Source organism: Edaphobacter sp. 12200R-103 (assembly GCF_010093025.1).
Classification (GTDB): Bacteria; Acidobacteriota; Terriglobia; order Terriglobales; family Acidobacteriaceae; genus Edaphobacter.
In genome coordinates, this window is sequence record NZ_CP048114.1 from 504,928 (window position 1) to 528,405 (window position 23,478).

Below are 23,478 nucleotides of genomic sequence, written 5' to 3' on the forward strand. Positions count from 1 at the left end.
CTTTATAGACTCCACTGCGTCAATGGGACTGGCTAAGACGGCGGTAATAATCTGCAACTGCATCCTTATATCCAGTAGGAATGATGGTGGATCGTCCAGAGCGTGCCTCCGGCGAAGGACCTTGAGTGAGGAGTTGGAGTTCCATGCGATCGATCGAGCTGAGCATTTCGCGTTTCATCTGATCGACCAGCGCCGGATTGCCGGGGAAACGTTTGGGGTCGAGGCTTAGCATCCGTTCAGTAAGGTCTCGAATCTCTTTGGAGATGCCTGGGTCCTCTTTGAAGGCGCGTCTTAACTGATCGAATTCATGCAGCTGCTGTTGGATGAAGCGTTCTGTATCCTGGGGATTTCCAGAGGCATCCGTAGGCGCAGGGAAGAGAGCGCCGGAGGCATAAGTGTTATTGCCGGTATTTGTGTTGTTCCACGCAGTGCCGTTCGTGGTATCTCCTCCACCCTTAGGGATCTCGCCATTGTTGCCTGCCTGTTGTGCTTGATTTCCCTGTCCAGAGCGGTTGGATAGTGGATTGGGATGGGGTATTTGTGCCTGAGATCGGGAAAGGGTTTCGTTGTGGTGGTCAGGGGATCTCTGTGAGTGGACTAGAGAATCGTTGCTGCCGTTGAGCCTGTCGAGTTGCCGACGAAGGCGCTGCAACTGTTCGAGTGCCGCTGTCTGATTGTTTGTGCGTGAGACAGATTGCCCCTCGGAAGGATTTCTGGCATCAGTAGTGCTTTCTGCCTGGTGGATCTGCTGGCCGAGTCGCTCCAACGACTTTGTAATCTCGGATTCTGTTCCATTTGAGTTCGGATTGATTCCCCGACGGAGCCAGTCGGCGGTGCGTTGAAGACGATTATCGACGTCCGCATCGTCCATCTCTGTCAATGCCTGGCGGAGCTTCTGCGCGGCCTTGGGCTGATTGGGCATCATGGTGCGGGCAGTATCTCGCAGATTCTTTTGCAGCTGAGAAAGATCATTGGAGAGTTGCTGTCGCTCGGCGGCGAGCTGATTCCGCTGTTGCAGACGTGCCCGCATGCTGTCACGACTGGTTAAATCGGCCTGTCCCTGTGCGGCAAATCGATTGATGCGTTCGGTTTGAGCACGCTGTTCCTGCGAGATACGATCCGCCTCCTGCGACAGACTGCCGAGTCTTGTTGAATCCATCTGTTGTTGTGCCGTGCGCAGAGTATCTTTTGCTGATTCGAGGGCGCGGCGTGCGGAGTCCGGGCCGTTCTGCCGTTCAGCACTCTGCCTCATCGCCTCATTTGCCTGGCGAAGTTGACGGAGGGCTTGCTGAATGCGCTGATCCTGTTGCGATCCGCTGTTCTGCGTGGAACCAGAAGATCTGGCTGAAAAAGAACCCGTCTGATCGCGGGATGCAGACTGAGATGTGGAAGAAGCGCTTCCCTGTGCGCTCTGTTGTGGTGAGGATTGCTGTCTGTTCCGGGCAAGTTGTTCCAGTTGTCGCTGTAACTCTTCGGCCTCCCGCCGAAGCATCTCCTGCTGCCATCGTTGCTGGAAGCTCTGCTGTGAATCCTTTTGTTGTTGGGACAGGTCTTCCTGCCGTCTCGCGAGCGCATCGAGCTTTGCCAGGATGTCGTCAATATCCTTCTGTTCTTTCTGTGCAGGAGAGGTGTTTTGCGCAGTCTCATACTGATTCTTTTCGGTGTCCATCTCCAGATCGAACAGACTCGCAAGATCGCGTCCCGCAGAGTTTGCGCCCCCGCCACCACTGCCTCCTTGCTGACCGAAGGCTACCTGGATCTGCCGGAAGGTGGCTTCTGCACGAAGAAGGGCCTGAAGGGCCTTCTGTTCAAGAGGCAGCGCATTCTTCCATTGCATCGCCTTGAGCTTGTCTGCGGCCGGACTCATGGCATCGGCTGCCTGCTGCATATCCTTTTCAAAGCTAGAGAATTCATCATTCGTCTCGCTAAGATCGCGACTTTGCATGCGGGCGGAGAGAGCCAGAACCTGGTCGCGCAGCTTGCTTTGCGCGTCAGCCAGGAAATGTCCATCGCTTGCCGCAGCACTCTTGCTGTTCTGCTGATTCCATGTCGCCCCGATAAGCTCCTTTTCCCGCCTGGAGATGTCCATCTGGTTGTTCTGACCGCCGCCTCCGCCACCTCCTCCACCACTCTGCTGCGATTGTGAGAACTCCCGCTCGAAGGGATCCACCTGGACGAAGCTGATGTTTGTGCGGGCCTCTGCATGTCCGTCCCGGGCAGTGGCATAGACGCTTACCAGGTCGCCAGGAACAAGTTTGTACTGCTCAAGCGCAAGAGTGTGCGATTTCTCAGCATTTTTTGCACCTGTCGCAGTCAGCAGATTGACCTGCTGTTCGGGCCCGCCGTTCACTGAGTAGTGCAGGCGCAGATCCCGCAATCCAAACTGGTCGGCACTTTGAACGCCGATGCTGACCTCTTCGATGGGGGAAGCACGGTAATCTCCTCCGGGATGCGTAATGCTTACCTGCGGCGGCTCCGCTTTATCGGTTGCAATGAAATAGTCTTCAGAGAGTCGAACGGTCTGGCCTTGATCCAGCGCAGCGATATGATAGGCTCCGTCTCGATCCATTGTGATGGTTGCGGCATAGACATTTCCATTTTCCGGTGAGAGCGCGAGCTCCTTTCCGTCGTCGAGCGCTAATCTCCCGTTGGCGAGTGGTTTATTCGTTTCGATCTCAATTTGGGCTTTTGTGCCTTCGATAGCTCGAATATCGCCTGATTGCTCTTGCGATGCGGTTTTGATGCCGGTCCAGGCAGGATAGTGATACGTGACCGTAATCCTCTTTACGGAAGGAAGCTCAACGACTCGTACGGTGTAATGCGGTGACGTCAAAGGGCCGGCTTTGACGTAGTACTCCACATTTTCTGGTAGCGCCGAGAGCACGAGGTGATAGTTGCCTTTCCCTCCGGTTCCCTCCTCTGGCTGCATCGTGACCTGCTCCCAGTCTTTGGCGCTCCGATAATGCGCGAAGAGTTGAACCTTATCTGGGTGAAGTCCCAGAATATGTGCTGTAACCGTTTGATCGCTGTTGCGTCTGACGGCCACATTGCCCGGACTGACGCTGATGCTGTACAGCGGTTGAGAGTGTCTGTCTCCGCCAGTCCACAACGCAGCCGCACCGTATCCTAGAAAGCCGGGCCTTGCAGTGACCATCCAAATTAGAGTGGCAAGACAGCCGAGTCCGAGCCCTGCGAAAAGAAAGAGGCGATTGCGTGGTGCTATGGCCGATGCAGGAGCGTCGCAGGTGTGTTGCAGGGTCTCGGCTGCGAGCAGTTCCAGGAACGGATCGGCTGCTCGCTGGCGCTCATGAAATGTAGTAAGTCGTTGTTCGAAATCTGGATAGGCTGCTTCAGCCTTGCGGACAACACGATCCGATGTGAGCCGGATCAGAGGAATCAGGATTCCAAGTGCACCGGCAGTCACGAGCGCGAGGAAGAGTGCAAGTCTCGCTGCTCTGATCCCGGCGGAAGGGAAGGCATAGTGATTCAGCAGGAGAACAAGGATGATGGTTGTAGCGAGAGCCGAGAAGAGAAGAAGCGCGGAGCCGGTAAGCCAGGCGTGAAGGCGCAGTCTGCTTCTCAGTCGCGAGATGTACGCGTTGAGTTCGTTCTGTCTGCTCATATTTCCTCCCGCTGAATCCCGAGATAGCGGCTCGAGAGGAGGGCTTCAGCAACAGCCACTACGAACGCAAATAGCATAACGTACCACCATAGTGTTGGGCTGTCGTATTGGATGGCGGCTGTGAAAACCGACTCCTGCCGCTGCGCCGCATCGCTGTTTCCGGCCCATAAGCTCTGCATTTCAGCGGGGATAGGGGCGAGATCCGATTCTCGGGGATCGGGATTGACCCCGATGACGGCATCGCGGCCGTTGGGATAGCGAACCTTATAAAAGCCAGCTTGGTCCAGTCGAAACGTGGGGGTGGTTCGGGCCTGTGCCAGCGAGAGTGGGCGATGCCCTTCCGGATCGATGATCTCTGCGCTGGTTTTGTCCGTGGAATCTGCCGTCGATGGGCGTAGTTGCAGGTATGAGTCGACTGTACGGGAACCGCTGGCTTCGCCTTCTCCGGAGAGGTAGCGAACAGTCTTGTCAACAAACGATACGAAGACGGGGTGGAGAGGAAGATCGTTCGTTAGGTTTTCAAGACCCGTTGTGAAGAGGAGAACGTGGCCTTGACCTCTGCTCTTCTCAAGCAGAAGCGGGGTCCCGTCATTGAGTTGCGCCGCGATACGTGCTTCAGATGGATTTACGGAAGCTGCATACATAACTTTGACTGCGCCCCATCCTCCGTTATCAGGACCGGGCTTGCTCTGTTCGAGTGCTGGATAGGTGAAATCGACTAGTCCTACAGCGGCAGGTGTAGACGGGCTGAAGTTGTTGTTTCGCTGAAGGGGCCCGGACCATAAGGGGATGTGTGGATGCCTCTCCGCCTCAAGGCCCAGAGCGATCAGGATACCGCCTCCTTTTGAGACGTATTGCTCAAGTGAGTGTTCGAAGACGGGTGGTAGCGTCGTCGCATCTGAAAGAACAACAAACGCGAATCTGTCCGGACTGATTTGAGCTGTCTGGTCGCTCGAAATAGACTGGAGGATGAAAGAGCCGTGAGCCGCCGCTTTGAGGGCAGCGTCGAAGTATACCGGTGATCGTTGATCGGAAGAGCTGTGGACGAAGAGTATTCTCTGTGGATCGACGCGACGGAGTGCAAATCGATAGATGTTGTCAGCGGGAAGGGCATCGTTGCCGTCAACACGAATCTCACATTGGGAGAAGCCATAGCCTATTTCCGGTGGAGTGAACTCTACGGGCAGCCGCCCATTTGCTGGAAGTTTGATGGTTTTGGTGGAGATGATCTTTCCATTGATTACCAGGGTGACGGTCTTGTTGGATTCGTCAGTGGAGAATCCCGCTAATACGGTCTTTACTCGCGAAGTAGGAGGATCTCTGGGATCAGTAATTTCAGATGGAGCGGTGACACTTTCGATCGTCCAGTTTGATAGATTACCCGTGTCGCCAACGGGATGGAGCGTAAGACGCACGTTGGACGGCATTACTGCCTCAGCAAGGTTTTCGGGCATTGCGGTACGCTGCAGGTCGCTGAAGAGGTGCAGATGAACTGGTCCGGCCCATACCTGCGTCAACGTGCGCACTGATTGGGCCAGCTCTGCAAAGCTGGCGTGGCCATCGCCGACCTCGATGCTGTCGATAGCGCTTCTGAGTTGTGACGGGTCTGATGTGGGCTGTGTCATGACCTGGAAGTGGCCTCCCAGGGAGATGATCTGTGCTTTTTGCGAATGAGGTTTGGACGCGATGAGCGTGAGCGTCATCCGTTTGGCATCTGTGAATCGAGAGCTGGAGCGCATGCTGAAAGAGTTGTCGAGGACCACCAGCAGCAATGCATCCTGATTCCTGGAGGTCCGGTGAAGGAATGGATTTGTGAATGCAAAGACGATTAGCAGGATCAGAAGAGATCGCAGAGTGAAGAGGAGCAGGTAACGGAGGCGTCGATGGCGCGTTGAACTCTGCGTACCCCGTTCAAAGAACATCAGCGAACTTACCGTTCGAGGCGTGGTTACGTGCTTGCGCAGCAGATGCACGAAGATCGGAGCTGCAAGAGCGAGCAGGCCCGCCAAAAACCATGGCGCAAGCAGACCCATCTTTAGGCACCTGCCTTTCGCAGAGAGAGGTATTCCCGCAACATCTGATCCAGGGGTTGAGCTGTGGAGATCAAGCGGTATTCAAGACCCGCGCCCTGTGCTTGTGAGCGCAACTGTTCGATGTGCGCTTCAATCTTTAGCCGGTAGGTGGTATTGACGTACTCCGGGATGACTTCGATCTTCTCCTGGGTTTCAAGATCAACCAGGATGGATGGGCTGCTGAGCGCGGGCCGGAGCTCATTCGGATCCAGGAGATGAAACAGGATGACGTCATTCCCTATAAAGTGAAGCTGTTCCAGCGCCTGGACGACGGCGGCAGGATCTTCATAGAAGTCGGAGATAACAATAATGATGCCGCGACGATGCAGCAGAGCCTGAAGGTGTCTGAGCGGCTTGAAGATGTCTGTACGGGCCCGAGGTTCAGCTCGATCGAGTGCAGACAGCAGCCGAGCAAGCTGCCCCGGACGTGTTGAGGGAGGGACGAAGTCGCGGACATCATCATCAAACACAATGATTCCCGCGGCGTCCCTCTGATTGTGGATAGCGAGATAGAAGAGTGATGCGGCGACGAATCTCGCATAGTCGGCTTTAATCGGAGATCGAGAGCCGTACTGCATGGAATTGCTTGCGTCGAGCAGAACCGTAAGCTGACTATTCGTTTCACCTTCGTACCGCTTGAGATAGCAACGTTCTGTACGTGCGAACAGGTTCCAGTCGACGTGGCGAAGATCGTCGCCCTGCACATAGGGTCGATACTCCGCGAATTCCTGGCTGAACCCGAAGTCCGGCGAGCGGTGAAGGCCAGCGACGAAGCCATCGACAACAGTCCGGGCGATGAGGTCAAGAGAGGTGATACCGGCCAGAACAGCGGGATCGAGGAAGCGTTGCATCACTCCTCCTTGGGAGGCAGTAAGTGGGCGAGGAGACGCTGGAGAATATCGTCCGTGTCGATTCGCTCAGAGTCTGCATGGAAGTTGAGGAGAATGCGGTGGCGCAAGATGGGAGTTGCGAGCGAAGTTATGTCTTCATAGGTCACATGAAATCGTCTTCTGGAAAGAGCACGGGCCTTGGCCGCAAGCACGATGTACTGGGCCGCACGGACGCTTCCGCCATAACTGACGTACTTCCTGATAAAGTCTGGCGCATTATCGCTCTTGGGCCGCGTGGCTCGAACAAGATCGACGACATAACGCCCGACTGAGGTCGCTATCGGAACCATTCTGACCAGTTGTTGAAAATCAAGCAGTTCTTCCGCAGTAGTAACTGCCTCGACCTTTGGGGTTTGTGTTGTCGTCGTGAGATCAAGGACCTTCAGCTCTTCCTCCGGCGTGAGATAGTCGAGAACTGCGTTGAACAGGAAACGATCAAGCTGCGCCTCGGGAAGGGGATAGGTGCCCTCGAGCTCGATCGGGTTTTGAGTGGCAAGGACGAAGAAAGGCTCAGGCAGGGGATAGATATGCCCTCGCACGGTGCATGAGTGTTCCTGCATTGCTTCAAGCAGGGCTGACTGCGTCTTTGGAGGCGTACGGTTGATCTCGTCTGCCAGCAATATATTGCCGAAGACGGGGCCGGGAACGAAGGTCCACTTCCGATGGCCTGTCGCCAGGTCTTCTTCGATGATGTCTGTCCCTGTGATGTCAGAAGGCATCAGGTCAGGAGTGAACTGAATGCGGCGGAAGTCCAGCCCCAGCGCCTCTGCAATGGTTCGTACCATCAGTGTCTTCGCAGTTCCGGGCAGGCCAGTCATGAGGCAGTGGCCACCGACAAAGAGTGCAGTCAATATCTGGTCGATTACTTCCTGCTGACCGACGATAACCTCGCGCACCTGGCGCAGGATGTTTTCACGAACGGTGTGAAAGCGCTCCACCCGTTGCTGGAGTTCGGCTGCGTCTGAACTGAGATCGGCAAAAGTGGCCATGCGGAATCCTCGCTATTTTTCTGATGATGGATGTAACTCCATCAGTAACTTCTGGGCCGGTAGATAGCCCGGCGCTATCTCGAGAGCGGCTAGAACGCGTTCTTCGGCTTCATTCCGATTGCCTATGGCAAGATAGGCTCGTGCCAACAGGTACTGGACGCCGGCCTTATCTACGGGGTTCGATGCGAGTGCTGCAGTGTACTCGTTTATGGCTCGATCGAAATGCTTTTGTCCGTAGAAGAGATCACCGAGCTTACGGTGAAGCTCTGGATCATTGACCGGATAAATATAGTTAATGCGTGCGAGCGTCCCGGCCGCCGCCGCAGCATCTCCCTGGTGCTCCTGGAGATTTGCGAGTTGTTTCAACGTTGCTGGATTTTGTCCGCCTGCCTGTTCGTAAGAGAGGAGAGTCACAGCTTCAGAACGGGGATCGTTGAGAGCATGGTGTGCGTCCGCGAGAATCTCATAGGCATCTCCATCACCGACGTAATCCGGATAGAGCGCGAGTACGGCCGGCCCTTGACGAACGACAATATCCCATTGTTTGTTTTGAGCGGCGGCAGTCAGCGTCTTCATCTGTTGCTGCCAGTCGGCGAAGTGAGATGCCTCTGCACCGTAATGCGTATCAAGCCAGGACAGGTACTGCTTATCGAAGTCCTGGGGAGTGGTGGCCAGGACCCCCTGTATCACCTCGGGAGTTGTGTGTAGAGCAGCGTAGGAATGAACCATTTCAAGCAACTTTGATTCACCCCACCTCTCCTTGATGAAGTCGCAGATAGTTCCAGCCTGGAAGTAGGAGACAACAACCTGCGATGGATACTGTGGGTAGACGAAGCCGCGATCCAGTTGAAGGATGGGCAGGAGCTTTTTGTCTCGAATCGCGATCAGAACGTCAGGCGTGGCGCGATTTTTCCACTCGGAAGAGCGCTCGCCTTCTTCATGAACGGCAAGTCCTTCTGTAAACCAGCGCGGAACATGATTTCTGGTTGCGGTAAGAACGTAGGCGTGGCTCATCTCATGCCACAACGTAGCGCCCCAATTGAAATCACCAGGGCGACGTGCAGAGGGACTGTCGATGGCGATGACCTCGCCGAAGGTTACTCCCAATGCGCCAAGTCCCGGCATTCCCATCGTCCGAACGGCGAAATCTTCGTGATCCGGGTAGACCTCAAGCTGAATGGGTTGTGGCAGAGTCATTGCGTACTTCCTGTTGTAGGTAGAAATAATTGCGTGCAATTCGCTTTGAAGATAAGGACGCATAAGCTCGGCCTCGGTCTTCTTCAGCTTCAGAATAGTGTCACCATCGCGCACGGTAACGTAATTCCGATAGCTGTCGAGAAGGCGCAGGCTGTTTACGGTGGCGGCGTTACGATAGCCGTTGTTGTAGCTAAGCTCGAGTTCTTTTTGAGCTTCCTCCTGTTGGCCAAGACGCATCAGGGCAATCCCCAGAGAGGAATGTGCCGACCAGAGGTCCGGTTCGGCGGCGACTGCTTTTCTGTAGTAGGCGGCTGCATCTTCGTGGCGGTAGTGCAGCTCAAGGTGATGTGCGATCTCGGAGTAGGCTAGACCATAATGCGGATTGATGGATCTGATCTGGTTGAGCCATGAATCAGGAGAACGCTCGCCGATGACTTCAATCGCGGCATGCACTGCCATCGCGTCAAGAGCCTCATTGTCGAGTGCGAGAGCCTTATCTGCCTCCGCTGCTGCCTGGCCACGCTCATCATTATCGAGCGCCAGGTTGGCTGCCAGCTCATGTGCACGCACATTTTTGGGATCAACCGCCAAAGCTTTGCTGACGTATGACATCGCATTGCCGTCAAAGCTTTCCGCCGAGATGAGCGCCATGCCTATATATGCGTCTGCATTCGATGGATCTTTTGCCAGCGCTTCGCGAAAGAGATCAGCTGCTTCTTTGTTGTTGAAGCGATCGTGCAGCAGCATGCCCCAACGAACCTTCGTTTCAGCATTGCTGCCTAACGTTTGGGTTGCGATGCGAAACTGCTCGTTGGAGCGATCCCATTCGCCAAGGCCCCAGTATCCCTCTGCACGGACAGCCGCATCGTTGCTGCGAAGCAGCTGTTGGAAGCAAGACTGCGATTGCTGCTCCTGGCCATGCTTTCGCAGCATCCAGCAGTCGGAAGGCGGCACTGCCAGGAGCGGGCTGCTGCTCAGCAGAAGAATCGCAAGCATGGTGAGACGAATCATTTGTCCATCTCCTGCTGGGTGTGAGCAAGTTCAAGCAGGAGTGCGGTGAGTTGCTGCTTGTACTCGCCAGGATCCATGGCGGCCTTCTGGTATTTAAGGATGTCGATATTCTGTTCCAGTTCCTCCTTCTTCTGGAGGAGAGCAAGCCTGGCAGGATTATTTGCTGCTTGTTGAGTGGCACCGATCCGCAAGAGCGTGAGGTTTGATAGCAAAGCGCCTTCGTCTCTGTCTGGTTCGCGTACGGGCGCTCCATTGAGAGTATCGACAAAGACTGCGTGTTCTGTGGCAAGGCGCTTCTGAGAGTCGTAGAAGCCGGCGGTTTTTTTCGTGGCGTATGTAAAGGCTTCAAGTGCGCTGATAGAGTCGCTTTTGTCTGTATCGGCCGAGGAATCTTCGAAAGCTTCAACCCAGTACCGCGCAAATACAGTTGCGTTCTTTTCTGTGCCTGATTTTGTAGCAGTGATGATGGCACGCCCCTGGCGCTGAAGCGCCGGAATTGCGCCACCACTGGCGCTGGTTGTGTCTACGATCAACTGGCGACGAGCGCGAATGCGATTGCATTGATCGGCGATCTCGGTGGCAGAGATATCCGGACCGGGAAGATTGAACTTATAGGTAGTTCCGTCGAAGGAGCCATGGCCGATCAGGATCAGCACGAAATCATCCTCTGGTTTGACTGTGCCGGCAACCGATTGCAGAACCTCTTTCAGATGGGAGAAGGTTGATTGATCTCCGGTTAGAAGAAACGTGTGTGCTGTGGGCCCGGATGCCTTGAAAGTCTTATCGAGCTGTTTTGCGGCTGCTGTAAATCGCTGCTCATAATCGGGTTCCCCACCCAGTCCAGCGATTACGACGTAGTAGGTTTCGGCGTACGTCTGCGTTGCAGCCAGGCACGAGAAAGCGAAGATGCCGCAGCGGACGAAGTGCCACCATTGGTGCCTGTGGGGCTGCTTCATACGATTCCCCATCTGCGACGTAGAAGCCATTCAGTGGAGAGCATCCCAAGAAGCAGAAGAAAGATGATGGGCATGTTCCATATCGGATACGTTTGTCGCACGGATATGCCCGCTTCCGAATAGGTGATCTCCTGCGGGAGTGTCTTTACCTCGTTGGGCTGCCAATACCTTCCACCAGTCTCTTTTGAAAGCTGCTGTAGAAGGCGACGGTTCTGCACGGTATGAAAATTTTCCGCTACTCCATCTTCGCGGCGGAATGTAACGGTATCCCTTCCCATCTCCTGCCTGGAATTCTGATCTGCAGCCGAAATATCAGCTAGATATCCTCCAGCCTTGTCTGCATTCCAGTTAGCCTCATACCGTCCAGGAGTCTGTCGAGAGGGAGACAGGTCGACGAACGCACTCCTATTGCCGGGACCGAAGATGTGAGCGGAGACATGAACATTCAACGCCGGCTGAAACTGTGCGTCATGCACGTCGGCCGTGAGCTGAATCTTTCCGGTGTCCATCAGAAGATGAGGCGATACCGCAGCCATGACAGGACCAGGAGTCTCTGCCACCAGCCAACGAATCAGCTGTTGCCAGAAAAGATCGTGAGAGCGATCGCCCAGGGCCTCCGCCATCTGCCAGCGCCAGGTACCGCCTGTCGCCAGAATCGCTGTGCGTCCGTGGCCGTAGGGCTGTGTGATCAGTAGCGGCAGCTTACGGCGGCCAGCATTCATCTGCGCCAGGACCGATGCCCCGGGCTTGGGAGTTCCGGCATCCTGGTAGTCGGCGAGATAGGTGAGCTTCTTCCAGCGTTCGGCGTTTTTGGCCGGATCATCGAGGAGGCGAGTGATGCTGGATTCCGTACCGGACGAGGTCAGCTCGACCGTAGCAGGATTGCGATGAAAGCTGTTACGGTCGTTGGGGAGGAATGCGGGCAGCAGTTCATTTACATCGGAGGTGCCCCACCCGCCTTCACTGAGCGCCATCCTCCCACCAAGAAAGAGAATGCCTCCTCCCCTGCGGTCGACATACTCTCGCAGCAACTCCCGCTGCATCGGGGAAAAATAAGCCGCATCGACGGAGCCGATGATGATGCCGGAGTAGCCAAACAGGTCTTCGGCACGTGTGGGAAATCCCTCGGCCAGCTCCGTTGGGTCTTTAATGCCCTGCCGGTAGATTTTGTTCTCGCTGGTTCGCAGCATAGAGACAAGATCGATGGTTGGATCGTCCTCTTCCGCACGGCGAATGAACTTGAACTCCCACCGGGGTTCGCCCTCTACATACAAGACACGGCGTTTCGCCTCACTGACGAGGAGAGGACGTACACCCTGGTTATTTTCAACGTTCCCTTCGTTCGGCATTGGATCGATAGAAAATCGCAGATCACGGGCACCTGCCTCCCCCGGCGAAAAGAAGAGGGACTCGGTCTGAAGAACGCCGTCCGGTGCGAGAGTCACGCTTCGGCTGGCCAGAGGCCTGTCTCCATCGCGGATAGAGATGGTTGCGGTCTGGCCGGTGAATCCATACTGAATGAAGCTTATGGCTGCCGACAATCTGGCATGGACAACGGCGTCTGGAGCCACACTGATGTTTTCCAGTTCAATATCATGGCTGGGTCGCGCGATTCCAAACCCAAGGGTATGAACCGGTAGTCTGCGATTGCGAAGAGCCTCAAGAGTTTCGAGCGCGATTCCGGATTCACCCATCTCCACGGAGTTCTGTCCCCCATCACTTAGAAGGAGAATGGCTCCAATGGGGAGATCTCTTGTGTCATCAGCAAGTTTCTTGAGTCCACCGTTGATATCCGTAGCTGGATCATCGGCCTGGACACCGGAAACATTTGGAATAGAAGTAAGATCCTCTCCCAGCCTGTAGAGGCGTACCTGAAAACGCTTTTGGATTGCGGGCAGAAGGGAAGTCTGCAGCAGAGAGAGTGCGTCGGTCTCCCTGGATTTACCTTCGCTGTCAGCGATGCCCATACTACGGGAGGAGTCTACGACGACGGCGATGATGTTCTGATGGGACGTGAGAGCGGCTACGGTGACGGCCGGCTGCCATAAAAGCAGCAGTATCAATGCAATGAAGGTCGATTGCATACCGCAGAGTGTCCATAGTCTGCGTCTTGTCAGTTCGGGTGCCTTGCTGGCGAAGCGCTGGTAGGTGAGGTATGCCAGCAGCGCTGAGAAGAGAGCGATCAGAAGTACGAGCAGCCAGACGGGCCATGACGATAGAAGGACGAAATGTCCCTTCGTAAACATCGATGCCGGATATTTGAAGAGAAACTCAAACATGATCTGCGTCGCCCTGAAGATCTGGAATTCACACTAATGCGTCATGTCATAAATGATGTAATCGAGTCCTACGCGAAATGCCATGGATGCAAAGACTTCTGGATAATTGGGGTCGTCTGCCCATTCCCAGGCATCGCCCAGATGCATGTTGTGACAGATGGCGACCATAATCCTTCCTTTCTGATCACGAATGGCTCGCCACTTGGGCTGATAGCCGTCTTTCTCATAGGTTCGACGTGTACGCACAAAGTGCTCGCCAGGAATCTGCATTCTGTTGTCGACGTCGTACAGGGTATGAAAGATCTCGTCGCCACTTTGCAGATCCTCCACGGGGTAATCAGGAAGAACCTGGCGCATACCATTCATGAAGTTTTCCCAGTCTTCGGTGCCGTGGAAATCATCGACCATCAGGAATCCTCCTTTCAGGAGATATTCCCGTAGCCGACGGGCTTCCTTATCGGTGAAGGACCACATCTGTACCTGTACGGCATAGATCCACGGGTAGTTATAGATCTCGTCCGAATCGAGGTTGACCACTTGTTCGGTGGGACGGCCGTCGATCCGGGTGAGCCGGTGCATTGCGATAAGAAACTGACGGTCGGCCTTGGGGTAATCGCGAGACCAAGCATTGCGCCGCCAGTATCCATAACTCCCAAACCCGCTTCCAAGTGACTGAAGATTCGAAGCAAAGGCCAGTCGCGACCAATAAAACTCGGCCTTAATGTTCGATGGAGATTCATCATTCCCGAAGCCAAAGTCCGCCACCCTCTGGTAAGCCCGCACACCGACACAGCTTAGCGCGGCGACGGCCGATACGGCAGCTACAAGCGAGAGCTTCATCAGAACCTCCTGAACGAGGCGATGTGATGAGGAGAGTACCAGAGTGGACTGCTGCGCGCTCTACTAGGAAGTAGACGAAGCAGTTGGAGATTTTGTAGCAGAGAATCGGCATAAAGTCAGCTTTATCGAGTGGAATAGTGGTAGATTCCCCATAAGCCGGAGGGGAGATGAGGCGGCGTTCCTTTTTTAAGCTGGGTGCCATGGGACTGGCGGGCAGAGCGTGTGCCGGTCTTGTTCTCCCGGGCCAGTCTCAACTTCCAGAATTATCTGCCCGGGCCGCCGACTACACCCTACGCATTGCTCCCGTTACTGTTGAGTTGGACCCCTCTCGCATCCTCTCGACCATTGGCTACAATGGCACGGCTCCCGGACCGTTGCTTAGGATGCGGGAGGGGAAGCCTGTCACAGTCGAAGTGATCAACGACACGGATACTCCCGAGCTTGTGCACTGGCATGGGATGCTGATTCCTCCTGAGGTGGACGGTACCGAAGAAGAGGGCACTCCTTTCATTCCGCCGAGAGGCCGTCGGAGATTCCGCCTTGTTCCAGGACCAGCGGGAACACGCTGGTATCACACGCATGCCATGGCAATGGATGACCTGCACCGCGGGACGTTTACGGGGCAGTTTGGCTTTGTGTATGTAGAGAGAGCCAGTGATCCTGGGCGCTATGATCAGGAACACTTTCTCGCGCTGAGAGACTGGGAACCCTTCTTCACCAGCACTATGGAAGATGACGACGACGATACGCACAACGATCCGGTGTTTGAGAAGCCAATGACGATCAGCACAGACCCGAATGGGCTGGAAGTCGGCTCGATGACCTACTCCATCAATGACAAGAGCTTAGGGTTCGGAGAACCTATCCGGGTGCGCGAGGGACAGAAAGTTCTTCTCCACCTTCTGAATGCCAGTGCGATTGAAAACCGCCGGGTCGCCCTGGCGGGACACAGGATGAGAGTGATTGCTCTAGATGGAAACGCTGTCCCGAAGTCGCAGGATGTGGACTCGCTCTTTCTCGGGGCAGGGGAGCGTGCCGATGTTGTTATCGAGATGACGAATCCAGGGATCTGGATCCTGGGAGGTACAGAGAAGACTGTACGGGAATACGGCCTGGGAGTGGTAATCGAATATGCAGGTCAGCATAAACAGCCGCGGTGGATCGATCCTCCACACCGTTCCTGGGACTACACCATCTTCGGAAATGAAGCCGCGACGTCTCAATCATCGGCTCAAACGATCGAGATGATCTTTGAAAAGATCCCGGGGGGCGCAGGCAGATTTAATTCCTGGCTGATCAATGGAAAGCCCTACCCGCACGAGCGCGAGTTCGTTCTGGAGAAGGGCCTTCGGTATCGTCTGGTGATGCGGAATCGAACCGATGATGCGCACCCCATGCACCTTCATCGGCACCTTTGGGAGCTGGTAGAGATCAACGGAAAGAAGACTGCCGGAATTATCAAGGACACGGTGGTGGTGCCTTACTACGGAAGGGCAACAGTAGAATTCACTGCCGATCAGCCTGGCCTTTCACTCTTCCATTGTCATCTGCAGCAGCACATGGATTACGGATTCAAAGCATTGTTTCGATACGCCTGATTCAGCAAGGAGGTTCGCCGATGCGGCATATGAGAAGAATCTTCTGGTGGATTGCATTTGCTGGCATCGTGGCTGGAACGCTCCTGGCCCAGCGTTTTCGTGAGTATCCATCGGTTGAGTATGGAGCACATCTGCCGCTCCCACCTGACTGGCAGAGATCTGCTGAGTGGACCTTCGCCCGGCTCATGTTCCCACCAGGACCTTTGGATGGATATCGCGGACGCTTCGATGGACCATGGCAGGAGGGGCTTTCACTCTGGACGCAGGATTATCCCAGAGCCGATAGAGCGATGGCGAATGCTGTGCGACGACTAACAAATGTTGATGCGCGTTCTGTGGAGCAGCCGGTCAGCCTGGATAACGGAGACGAGATATACAACTGGCCGTGGCTTTATGCCGTGCAGGTAGGTGAGTGGGGACTGACGCAGAAGGAAGCGGACAAGTTACGGGATTATCTCTTGCGAGGAGGATTCTTTATGGCGGATGACTGCCACGGCTCGCAGGAGGAAGCCTACTTCGAAAAGACGATGAAGATGGTCTTTCCTGAAAAAAATCTCGTCGATATTCCAAATGACGACCCGATCTTTCATACGTTCTTCGACCTCGACGATCGCTTCCAGATTCCAGGCGCAGAGCATCTGAGAACCGGACATAAGAAGGATGGGTACGTCGCCCACTGGAAGGGTATCTATGATGACAAAGGGAGATTGATGGTCGCGTTTTCCCTTAACTCCGATCTTGGCGACTCGTGGGAGTTTCTGGATGATCCCAGGTACCCATCAAAGTTTTCTGTGCTTGGCACCAAAATTGGCGTTAACTATGTCCTTTACGCGATGACTCACTGATTTATTGTCCTTATCCTCTCCTTACGATGCTCGTGCCAAAGGGAATCGTAGCCTAAGAACTGGTGATCGGGCAGTTTGCTGGTTGCAGGAATGTGTGCAGTCTTCTGCATATCGATCGTCGTAACTTGTGGCAACCACGATGGCTCATGGCTGGCACTAAAATTGCATGCTCCAGAGTGTTGTCTCTGACAACGAATTGCGTCTGCTTTGGAGCCTGAAGTTCATGTCAATGTCCGCCACTAAGGAGCCGTCATCTGAGGCTCCAGCCGTTTCCACATCCGTAAACGGAAGTCACAAGCAGATTCTGAAGTCGTCTGCGATGGTGGGCGGGTCACAGGTGGTCAATGTTGTTGCTGGCATCATTCGCACCAAGGCTATGGCGGTATTGCTCGGTCCGGCGGGATTCGGACTGTTCGGACTGTATACCTCTGTCTCCAATCTGGCGCAGACCCTAGCGGACATGGGAATTTTTGGGAGTGGCGTTCGACAGATAGCCGCGGCCGTCAGTACGGGAGATGATGCCCGGGTATGGCAGACGGTTGTCGTCCTGCGTCGGATCTCGATCGTACTGGGATTGATTGGAATTGCGGTGATGATCACTTTCTCTCGCCAAATCTCCAGCCTGACATTCGGTAACGAGTCTCATCAATCAGCAATCTGCTGGCTTTCGCTCGGCGTCTTCTTCGCTCTGATCTCGTCCAGTCAGGGAGCCCTGATTCAGGGAATGCGCCGTATCGCAGACTTGGCGCGGATGCAGATTTTTGGAGCCATCTCCGGTGCAATTTCAGCGATTGTCCTGGTGTATCTCTTCCGGGAAGGCGGTGTAGTTGCTTCGATCGTCTGCGTTTCGGCAATGTCGATTTGTGTGTCCTGGTGGTTCGCCCGGAAAGCGGCCGCTAAGATCCGGTCCAGAACCATAGCAAAGATCGACTTCTCGTTCGTTATGGAGGAAGTCGGGGCTCTCTTGAAATTGGGGCTGGCCTTTATGGTGAGCAGCCTGGTGACTTTGGGAGTTGCTTATGTAGTTCGCATTACATTGCTGTACAAGCTGGGAATGAGCGCTACGGGAATCTATCAATCGGCGTGGACGCTTGGCGGTATGTATGTCGGGTTCATCCTGCAGGCCATGGGTGCGGATTTTTATCCTCGATTGACGGAGCACGCTCACGATAATGAGGCATGCAACAGGCTGGTGAACGAGCAGACCTACGTTGGGCTTCTGCTGGCCGCTCCAGGAGTTCTTGCAACGCTGACCTTTGCTCCGCTGGTAGTGTCGCTGTTTTACAGTGCGAAATTTGTACCGGCAGTAACGGTTCTTCGCTGGGTTTGCTTGGGGACCATGTTGCAAGTCGTTTCATGGCCCATGGGATTTGTAATTATGGCAAAGGCAAGGCGAGGCTTGCTTATTCTGTGCGAGGTTTCATGGGGACTGGTCTCGGTTGCCCTTGCGTGGGTCTGTATCTCAGCCTGGGGGTTGGCAGGCGCGGGTTTTGCGTTCTTCGCGTCTTACATCTTTCACGGCATCATGCTCTATACCATCGTGAGCCGGCTGAGTGGCTTTCGCTGGTCATCACAAAGTTGGAAAAGCAGCCTGCTCTCTATTTCGCTAGCGTCCATTGCATTTGGAGGGTTTTCGATTCTGCCTCTTTACGGAGCTGTTGCGCTCGGCTGTGTCACTGTTGCGATATGCGGAGTGTTTTCTATAAGAGCCCTGATTGAGTTGATCGATCACAACACAGTGCCTGCTCCCATACGCAAATTGGATAAGCTCGTTCGCATGATTTCTAAGCGTTCGATTGCATAGAGTTTCGTGGATATCTGCCGACGGCTGTCGTCGGCTTCTATACCTGAATGCATGATTGCAAGCGGTAAAGAAGCCGGACAGTAAAACTGCCGCGTATTCCACTCCTTCCAAAGGTTACGGGTTCGGTATGTTGACCGTCGTTTGGTTAGAGTATGGGCTTTCGGGGCCGCCCGCAGCCACCGCAGTGACAACATAATAGTATGTCTTACCTGAGAGTACAGCGCTGTCGATGTACGATGTCGAGGTCTGAAGAGACGAATTGATCTTCTGATATCCGGTTCCCGAGGCCGTTGACCGATAGACGTTATAGCCTGAGGTCCCGCTGCTTCCGGTCCAGGAAAGGGTCACGTTGTGGCTCGCTACCGCAGCTCCAGTGCCAGAGAGGAAGACGCCAAGAGAAGAGTTGGAGGCGTTGCTGGCGATGGTCAGTTTTCCAGAGGCAGAGCCGGTGGAAGTTGGTTTGAAAGTTACAGCGAGCTGGAGCGCCTGTTTTGACGCGAGCGTGAACGGGGTTGCGGCGGAGGAGAAGGAGAAGCCTGTTCCCGTGATCGAAAGAGCGGATACTCTGATCGATGATGATCCGGTGTTGATGATGGTCAACACTTGAGAGCTCGAACTACCCAAGGTAACGTTTCCGAATGCAAGGGAAGAGGCGCTTGCCGTGAGTGTTGATGCCGCTGAGACAGCATTGCCGGTGAGCAATACGGTCAAGCTTGGCGCCGAGCTGTTGTTTCCGATGAAGGTGACCGATCCGCTTGTGGCGCCCGCGGCTTTCGGAGCAAATGTAGCAGTATAAGTCTGAGTCGTGCGGGAGGATATCTTCAGTGGCGCCTGGACTCCGGAGATTGTAAAAGGGCCGGTGACCCTAATGGATTTGATCATGGTCGTGCAGGTAGAGGAGAGTGTTGCTGAAGACGAGAGGACATACCCGACTGTCGTATCCCGGAAGGCGATGGAGGACGGGGTTGATGTTAAGGAGCAGGTCGCGCCTGGAGGAATGACGACGGCTTTTCCGTTGATTTCTATAGTTTGTGACCCGCCTGTCTGTTGAATCTGGACTGTTTTATAAACACCGGGGATCGGGTCGACATTATCGAAAGCGCCAGCTCCAACAGTAATTTTGACAGGAGCGGGGAAGGTCTTGGCTGCGGTCCAGGTCTCAGGGGTTACCGTGCCTACGGTTCCGGTACTGCAGATGCCACTACTGACTGCGGTCGTGGCACATTTAGATTCAAGCTGGCCAAAACGAAGAGTAATCGCGCTTGAGGAAGTGACGACAGATCCCTCAGGAGCATTGAGGGTATACCAGGAAGGTGAAGTGGATTGCGAAAAGCTCAGCATAGGGAGGACGAAGAGATAAACAACGATTACAATCGCTGGAATTCTACGCATGTTGTCTGCCTTTCTAGGCTCTCAACTAACCAGAAGTGGAAAAGGCAATTTAGACACACGCAGGTTACTAGCTTTAGGAAGCCCTCTTTAGGGGATGTAGTTTCCTGTCCTGACAATCGTTAGATGTCGGCTGGTTTGTAACAAAAGTCTATCTCATGCTGCAGCTGTGTAACTACGATGATCAGAGAATTGCACGATTCTTTAACAGCCAGGTGGATCAATCATTCCGGCGAATATGATCGGGACTCTCTTCGGTAGCTCTATCTGGACTGGAAAGCTTGTCATAGGTATGGCTACTCAATAGACGACCCGTTAGATGTATTCAGATTGCTTCTCTGTTGTTCTACTCAATCTTTTCGTCTGTTGGTTTGATCTTTGGGGGTATTTGCCGTTCTACTCTTCGCGGCGATGATGGCAGTTGACCTTGTACTAAGGATCACCTACTATCCAGATATAGCCAGAATCAACCTTAAATTAATGAAAGGTGCGGTTTCGGCGGATTGATTCGCTTGCCTCCCCTCCTGCCACGCATATGCTAAATCCGGATAGATCGTGAGTTGGCTGATCTCCACGATTTAATGCGGCAAAACTTGCTGTCGAATTCGTCTTCACTCTCACCATTTTGTGTCATTGAAACTGGGGCTATGAAGCGTTGAGACTCTTTCTGGAAGTACTTAAACGTGTTCCAGTCGCAGTGATGTTGGCATCAAAGCCGTACTTATCCGATCCTCTCCGAGAGCGCATTTTTAACCTTTCCTGATCTGCAACATTGTTCTCTTTGTGCGTTTGCTGCCTGCTTGAATCTTTGAACGCTTTGAATCTGGCAAAGGGTACGTCGTCAATGCCTAAACTCTATCGTCCCGCTCCCCATTTTTTTTACTTCTCGATGTCACGATTTCGTAAGAGAGGTTTTACTTCACTGGGCGTGGTTCTCCTGAGCTGCTGTCTGCTCGCCATTTTGGGATGCGGTTCGGGCATCGTGATGCGTCCTGAAGGCTCGCTACAGATCAGTCCTGATACCCTCGATTTCGGTACGGTCGGTGTGGGCAAATCGATGTCGAAGACGGTGGCCCTCACCAATTCTGGAGTGACGGACGTTGCCATCGACAAGGTCAGTATGACCTCGTCAGCATTTGCGATCGCAGGAGGAAGTCAGTTTCCGATTATTATTCCTACGGGCAAGATGCGGAACATATCGGTGACCTTCGCGCCATCGTCCGGGCAGAATTATTCCGCGCAGCTTAAGTTTGTCGACGCCACATCGAAGGAAATGATACTGGTTTCGGCGCGGGGAAAAGGACAGCCTGAGGCAGAGGCGGTAGTACGGATGTCAGCCAGCGCTGACAGACTGGATTTCGGAGGCGTCCCAGTAAATACGTTGGCGACGAAGGAGCTTCTGCTAACCTCGACGGGAACAACGGCACTGACAATCAACTCCGTCTCGGTCAGCGGTTCAGGATTTGCGGTGATGGGAGGCATGCTGCCTGTGACTCTGCAGCCAAATCAATCCCTGACGCTCACCGTTCAGTTTGATCCCACCACAACGAAGACTGTAAACGAAAACCTTACGATTCAAAGCACTGCCGTCGCGGGGCCAATGACGATTGCGTTGAGTGGCAGCGGGAGCAGCGGTGTTGTCGATGGGGGGAGTGGAGAAGGCACCCTGGTTTCTCGACTTGAAGCCAGCGCGGAGAGCGTGAGCTTTGGCGAAGTGACGATGAATACTTCAACAACGCAGATCATCACGCTGATTTCTACAGGGACTGCTCCGGTGACAGTAGATGCAGCGACGATCCTGGGCGATGGTTTTTCTCTGATTACGGGCAGTCTGCCGGTGACCTTGAATCCGACACAATCGGTGACCTTGCAGTTGCGATTTAATCCGACGATATCTGGCGCTGCCCACGGTCAACTGATGATCAGCAGTAATTCGTCCAATGGAGGGATGACGGAGATTCCCCTGAGCGGAACGGGTACCGCGATGCCAAGTCCGAATCTCACGGTGAGTGCCGGTGCTCTGGGTTTTGGCAATGTCACTGTTGATACAACAGCGACCCAGTCGTTGACACTGACATCGACGGGAACCGGGCCAGTGACTGTGAGCGCTGCGATGATTACGGGCTCAGGATTTAGAGTAGTGGGAGCGGGCCTTCCAGCGGTGCTTAATCCCGCACAATCGATGACGCTGCAAGTTCAGTTCACTCCGATCAAGACCGGAGCTGCGAGTGGCCAGCTGATACTCAAGAGCGATTCGTCGACAGGAAGTACAACGATGATCGCTTTGAGTGGAGTAAGTACACCGACGCCCAGCCCCCTGCTGAAGTTAAGCGTAGGAAGTCTGAGTTTCGGTAACGTCATGATGAATTCGGCGGTGACACAGACGCTTACGTTGAGCTCAACGGGAACGGCGGATTTAACGGTCAGCTCCGCGACGATTACAGGAGCAGGTTTCACAGTAGTGGGTGAGGCTCTTCCGGCGAGATTGACCGCAGGGCAAACGCTAACGTTGCAGGTCCAATTTCTTCCAGTCGCAACGGGTTCCGCCATCGGACAATTAACTATTAAAAGCAACTCATCAAGCGGAGACACAGCGGTCGTGGCGCTGAGCGGAATGGGAACGGCTCTGCCGGTACCGCAGCTTTCGCTGAGCGCGACAGAATTGAGTTTCGGCAATATAGCGACCAATGCGTCGGCGACTCAGCTCGTAACATTAACTTCGACGGGAACCGCTGCGGTGACGGTGAATGCCGCGAGGATTACAGGCAACGGATTCAGGATTGTTGGAGCAGAGTTGCCAGTGATACTGAGCCCCGGCCAGTCGATGACATTGCAGGTGCAATTCATCCCTGGAGCCACGGGAGCAGCCTCAGGGCAGTTGACGATCAGTAGCAACTCCACCTCGGGAAATATCGCTGTCGCGTTGAGTGGAACGGGAATAGCGATACCGAATCCTCGGTTGTCGGTGAGTTCTGGAAGCTTGTCCTTCGGCAATGTGACCGTAGATACAGCTTCTGTGCAGTATCTAACATTGACTTCGACTGGAACCTCACCGGTGACCGTGAGTTCTACCGCAATCTCAGGGGCAGGGTTCTCTATGGCTGCGGGCATTTTTCCTGTGACACTTGATCCGAATCAGTCCTTGACGCTGCAGGTGCAATTCAATCCAGCGACAGCCGGTGTTGCGACAGGGCAACTGACGATCGTTAGCGATGCGGTGAACGGCAGGACGACGAACCTGGTTCTGAATGGAAGTGGAATTGATGCTAATCCGCGACTGACAGCCAGTACAACCAGCATGAGCTTCGATTCAGTATCGGTAAACACTCCGGCGATCAGGACGCTGACACTGACGTCGGTCGGAACCTCACCAGTGACCGTGAGTGGCGCTACAGTCTCAGGTATCGACTTCTCTCTGGTGGGCGGCAGATTCCCCGTCATATTGAACCCGAACCGGACGATGATGCTGCAGATCCAGTTTCTGCCGACGACAAATGGGGAGCTGAGTGGAAGCGTCACGATCGTGAGCGATAGCACCAGTGGAAATGTGACGGTTGCCTTGAGCGGTACTGGGACGGGAGCAGCGCCGGAGGTCGACCTCGGCTGGGACGCTCCCACTGACTCGCCTACCACCGTGATTGGATACAACATTTACCGTTCGACGGGTTCAAGCCGAAGTTTTGGTGTCATCAACCCCGATCCTGTAACGACGGTTACCTATATCGATAAGGCAGTTGTGAGCGGGACGAACTATTCATACATCGTGAAATCCGTCGATGTGAACGGTACAGAAAGCGCAGCGTCAAACCAGATCAACCTGAGCATCCCATAGAAATCGGGTGAAAGGTATGCCGATGGGTAACCCCATGAGGGGTGGTCCCAGGCAGAGAAAGTCCATGAAGTCAGGAAGCTACGAGAAATTGCGTAAAGGTGCGCAATCGCCTGCATACCTTTGCAAACGATAAATTTGCGCTTTGGGGAAATGC

Annotated in this window: 13 protein-coding genes; 4 read left to right on the forward strand and 9 right to left on the reverse strand. The window is 54.3% G+C overall.

Features of this window, described 5'->3' with window-relative positions; all coding sequences use genetic code 11:
* Positions 1-19: 19 nt before the first annotated feature.
* Genes GWR55_RS02205 through GWR55_RS02240 form a run of 8 tightly spaced genes read right to left on the reverse strand, consistent with a single transcriptional unit; the run spans position 20 to position 13,856 of the window.
* Positions 20-3,622 (reverse strand): DUF4175 domain-containing protein, encoded by a 3,603-nt coding sequence (locus tag GWR55_RS02205; RefSeq protein ID WP_162400796.1) that lies wholly within the window; start codon positions 3,620-3,622, stop codon positions 20-22.
* A complete protein-coding gene (locus GWR55_RS02210; RefSeq protein ID WP_162400797.1) occupies positions 3,619-5,655 on the reverse strand; it encodes a VWA domain-containing protein in 2,037 nt (678 codons plus the stop codon). The genes GWR55_RS02205 and GWR55_RS02210 overlap by 4 nt, the downstream gene beginning before the upstream one ends.
* 2 nt (positions 5,656-5,657) lie before the next feature.
* Positions 5,658-6,545 (reverse strand): DUF58 domain-containing protein, encoded by an 888-nt coding sequence (locus GWR55_RS02215; RefSeq protein WP_162400798.1) that lies wholly within the window; start codon positions 6,543-6,545, stop codon positions 5,658-5,660.
* A complete protein-coding gene (locus GWR55_RS02220) occupies positions 6,545-7,573 on the reverse strand; it encodes a MoxR family ATPase (RefSeq protein WP_162400799.1) in 1,029 nt (342 codons plus the stop codon). Before GWR55_RS02220 ends, GWR55_RS02215 begins: the two co-directional genes overlap by 1 nt.
* Before the next feature lie 12 nt (positions 7,574-7,585).
* Complete coding sequence (locus GWR55_RS02225; protein ID WP_162400800.1) at positions 7,586-9,781, reverse strand: tetratricopeptide repeat protein; 2,196 nt, start codon at positions 9,779-9,781, stop codon at positions 7,586-7,588.
* On the reverse strand, positions 9,778-10,737 hold the full coding sequence (locus GWR55_RS02230) for a hypothetical protein (RefSeq protein WP_162400801.1): 960 nt from the start codon (positions 10,735-10,737) through the stop codon (positions 9,778-9,780). Before GWR55_RS02230 ends, GWR55_RS02225 begins: the two co-directional genes overlap by 4 nt.
* A complete protein-coding gene (locus GWR55_RS02235; RefSeq protein WP_162400802.1) occupies positions 10,734-13,016 on the reverse strand; it encodes a glutamine amidotransferase in 2,283 nt (760 codons plus the stop codon). The genes GWR55_RS02230 and GWR55_RS02235 overlap by 4 nt, the downstream gene beginning before the upstream one ends.
* Before the next feature lie 33 nt (positions 13,017-13,049).
* Complete coding sequence (locus tag GWR55_RS02240) at positions 13,050-13,856, reverse strand: DUF4159 domain-containing protein (RefSeq protein WP_162400803.1); 807 nt, start codon at positions 13,854-13,856, stop codon at positions 13,050-13,052.
* Positions 13,857-14,023: 167 nt separating this feature from the next.
* On the opposite strand from GWR55_RS02240, the gene GWR55_RS02245 reads away from it, so the two are divergent.
* The 3 genes from GWR55_RS02245 (at position 14,024) to GWR55_RS02255 (ending at position 18,103) form a co-directional block, all read left to right on the forward strand.
* Positions 14,024-15,454 (forward strand): multicopper oxidase family protein, encoded by a 1,431-nt coding sequence (locus GWR55_RS02245; protein WP_162400804.1) that lies wholly within the window; start codon positions 14,024-14,026, stop codon positions 15,452-15,454.
* Between the two features lie 20 nt (positions 15,455-15,474).
* Positions 15,475-16,299 (forward strand): DUF4159 domain-containing protein, encoded by an 825-nt coding sequence (locus GWR55_RS02250; protein WP_238398589.1) that lies wholly within the window; start codon positions 15,475-15,477, stop codon positions 16,297-16,299.
* A 229-nt stretch (positions 16,300-16,528) separates the two neighbouring features.
* Entirely contained in the window at positions 16,529-18,103 is a 1,575-nt protein-coding gene (locus GWR55_RS02255) for an O-antigen translocase (RefSeq protein WP_162400805.1), read from the forward strand.
* A 114-nt stretch (positions 18,104-18,217) separates the two neighbouring features.
* Here GWR55_RS02255 and GWR55_RS02260 read toward each other — a convergent pair whose 3' ends face one another.
* Complete coding sequence (locus tag GWR55_RS02260) at positions 18,218-19,495, reverse strand: choice-of-anchor D domain-containing protein (RefSeq protein ID WP_162400806.1); 1,278 nt, start codon at positions 19,493-19,495, stop codon at positions 18,218-18,220.
* A gap of 886 nt (positions 19,496-20,381) precedes the next feature.
* On the opposite strand from GWR55_RS02260, the gene GWR55_RS02265 reads away from it, so the two are divergent.
* A complete protein-coding gene (locus GWR55_RS02265) occupies positions 20,382-23,324 on the forward strand; it encodes an S-layer family protein (RefSeq protein WP_162400807.1) in 2,943 nt (980 codons plus the stop codon).
* Positions 23,325-23,478 lie beyond the last annotated feature (154 nt).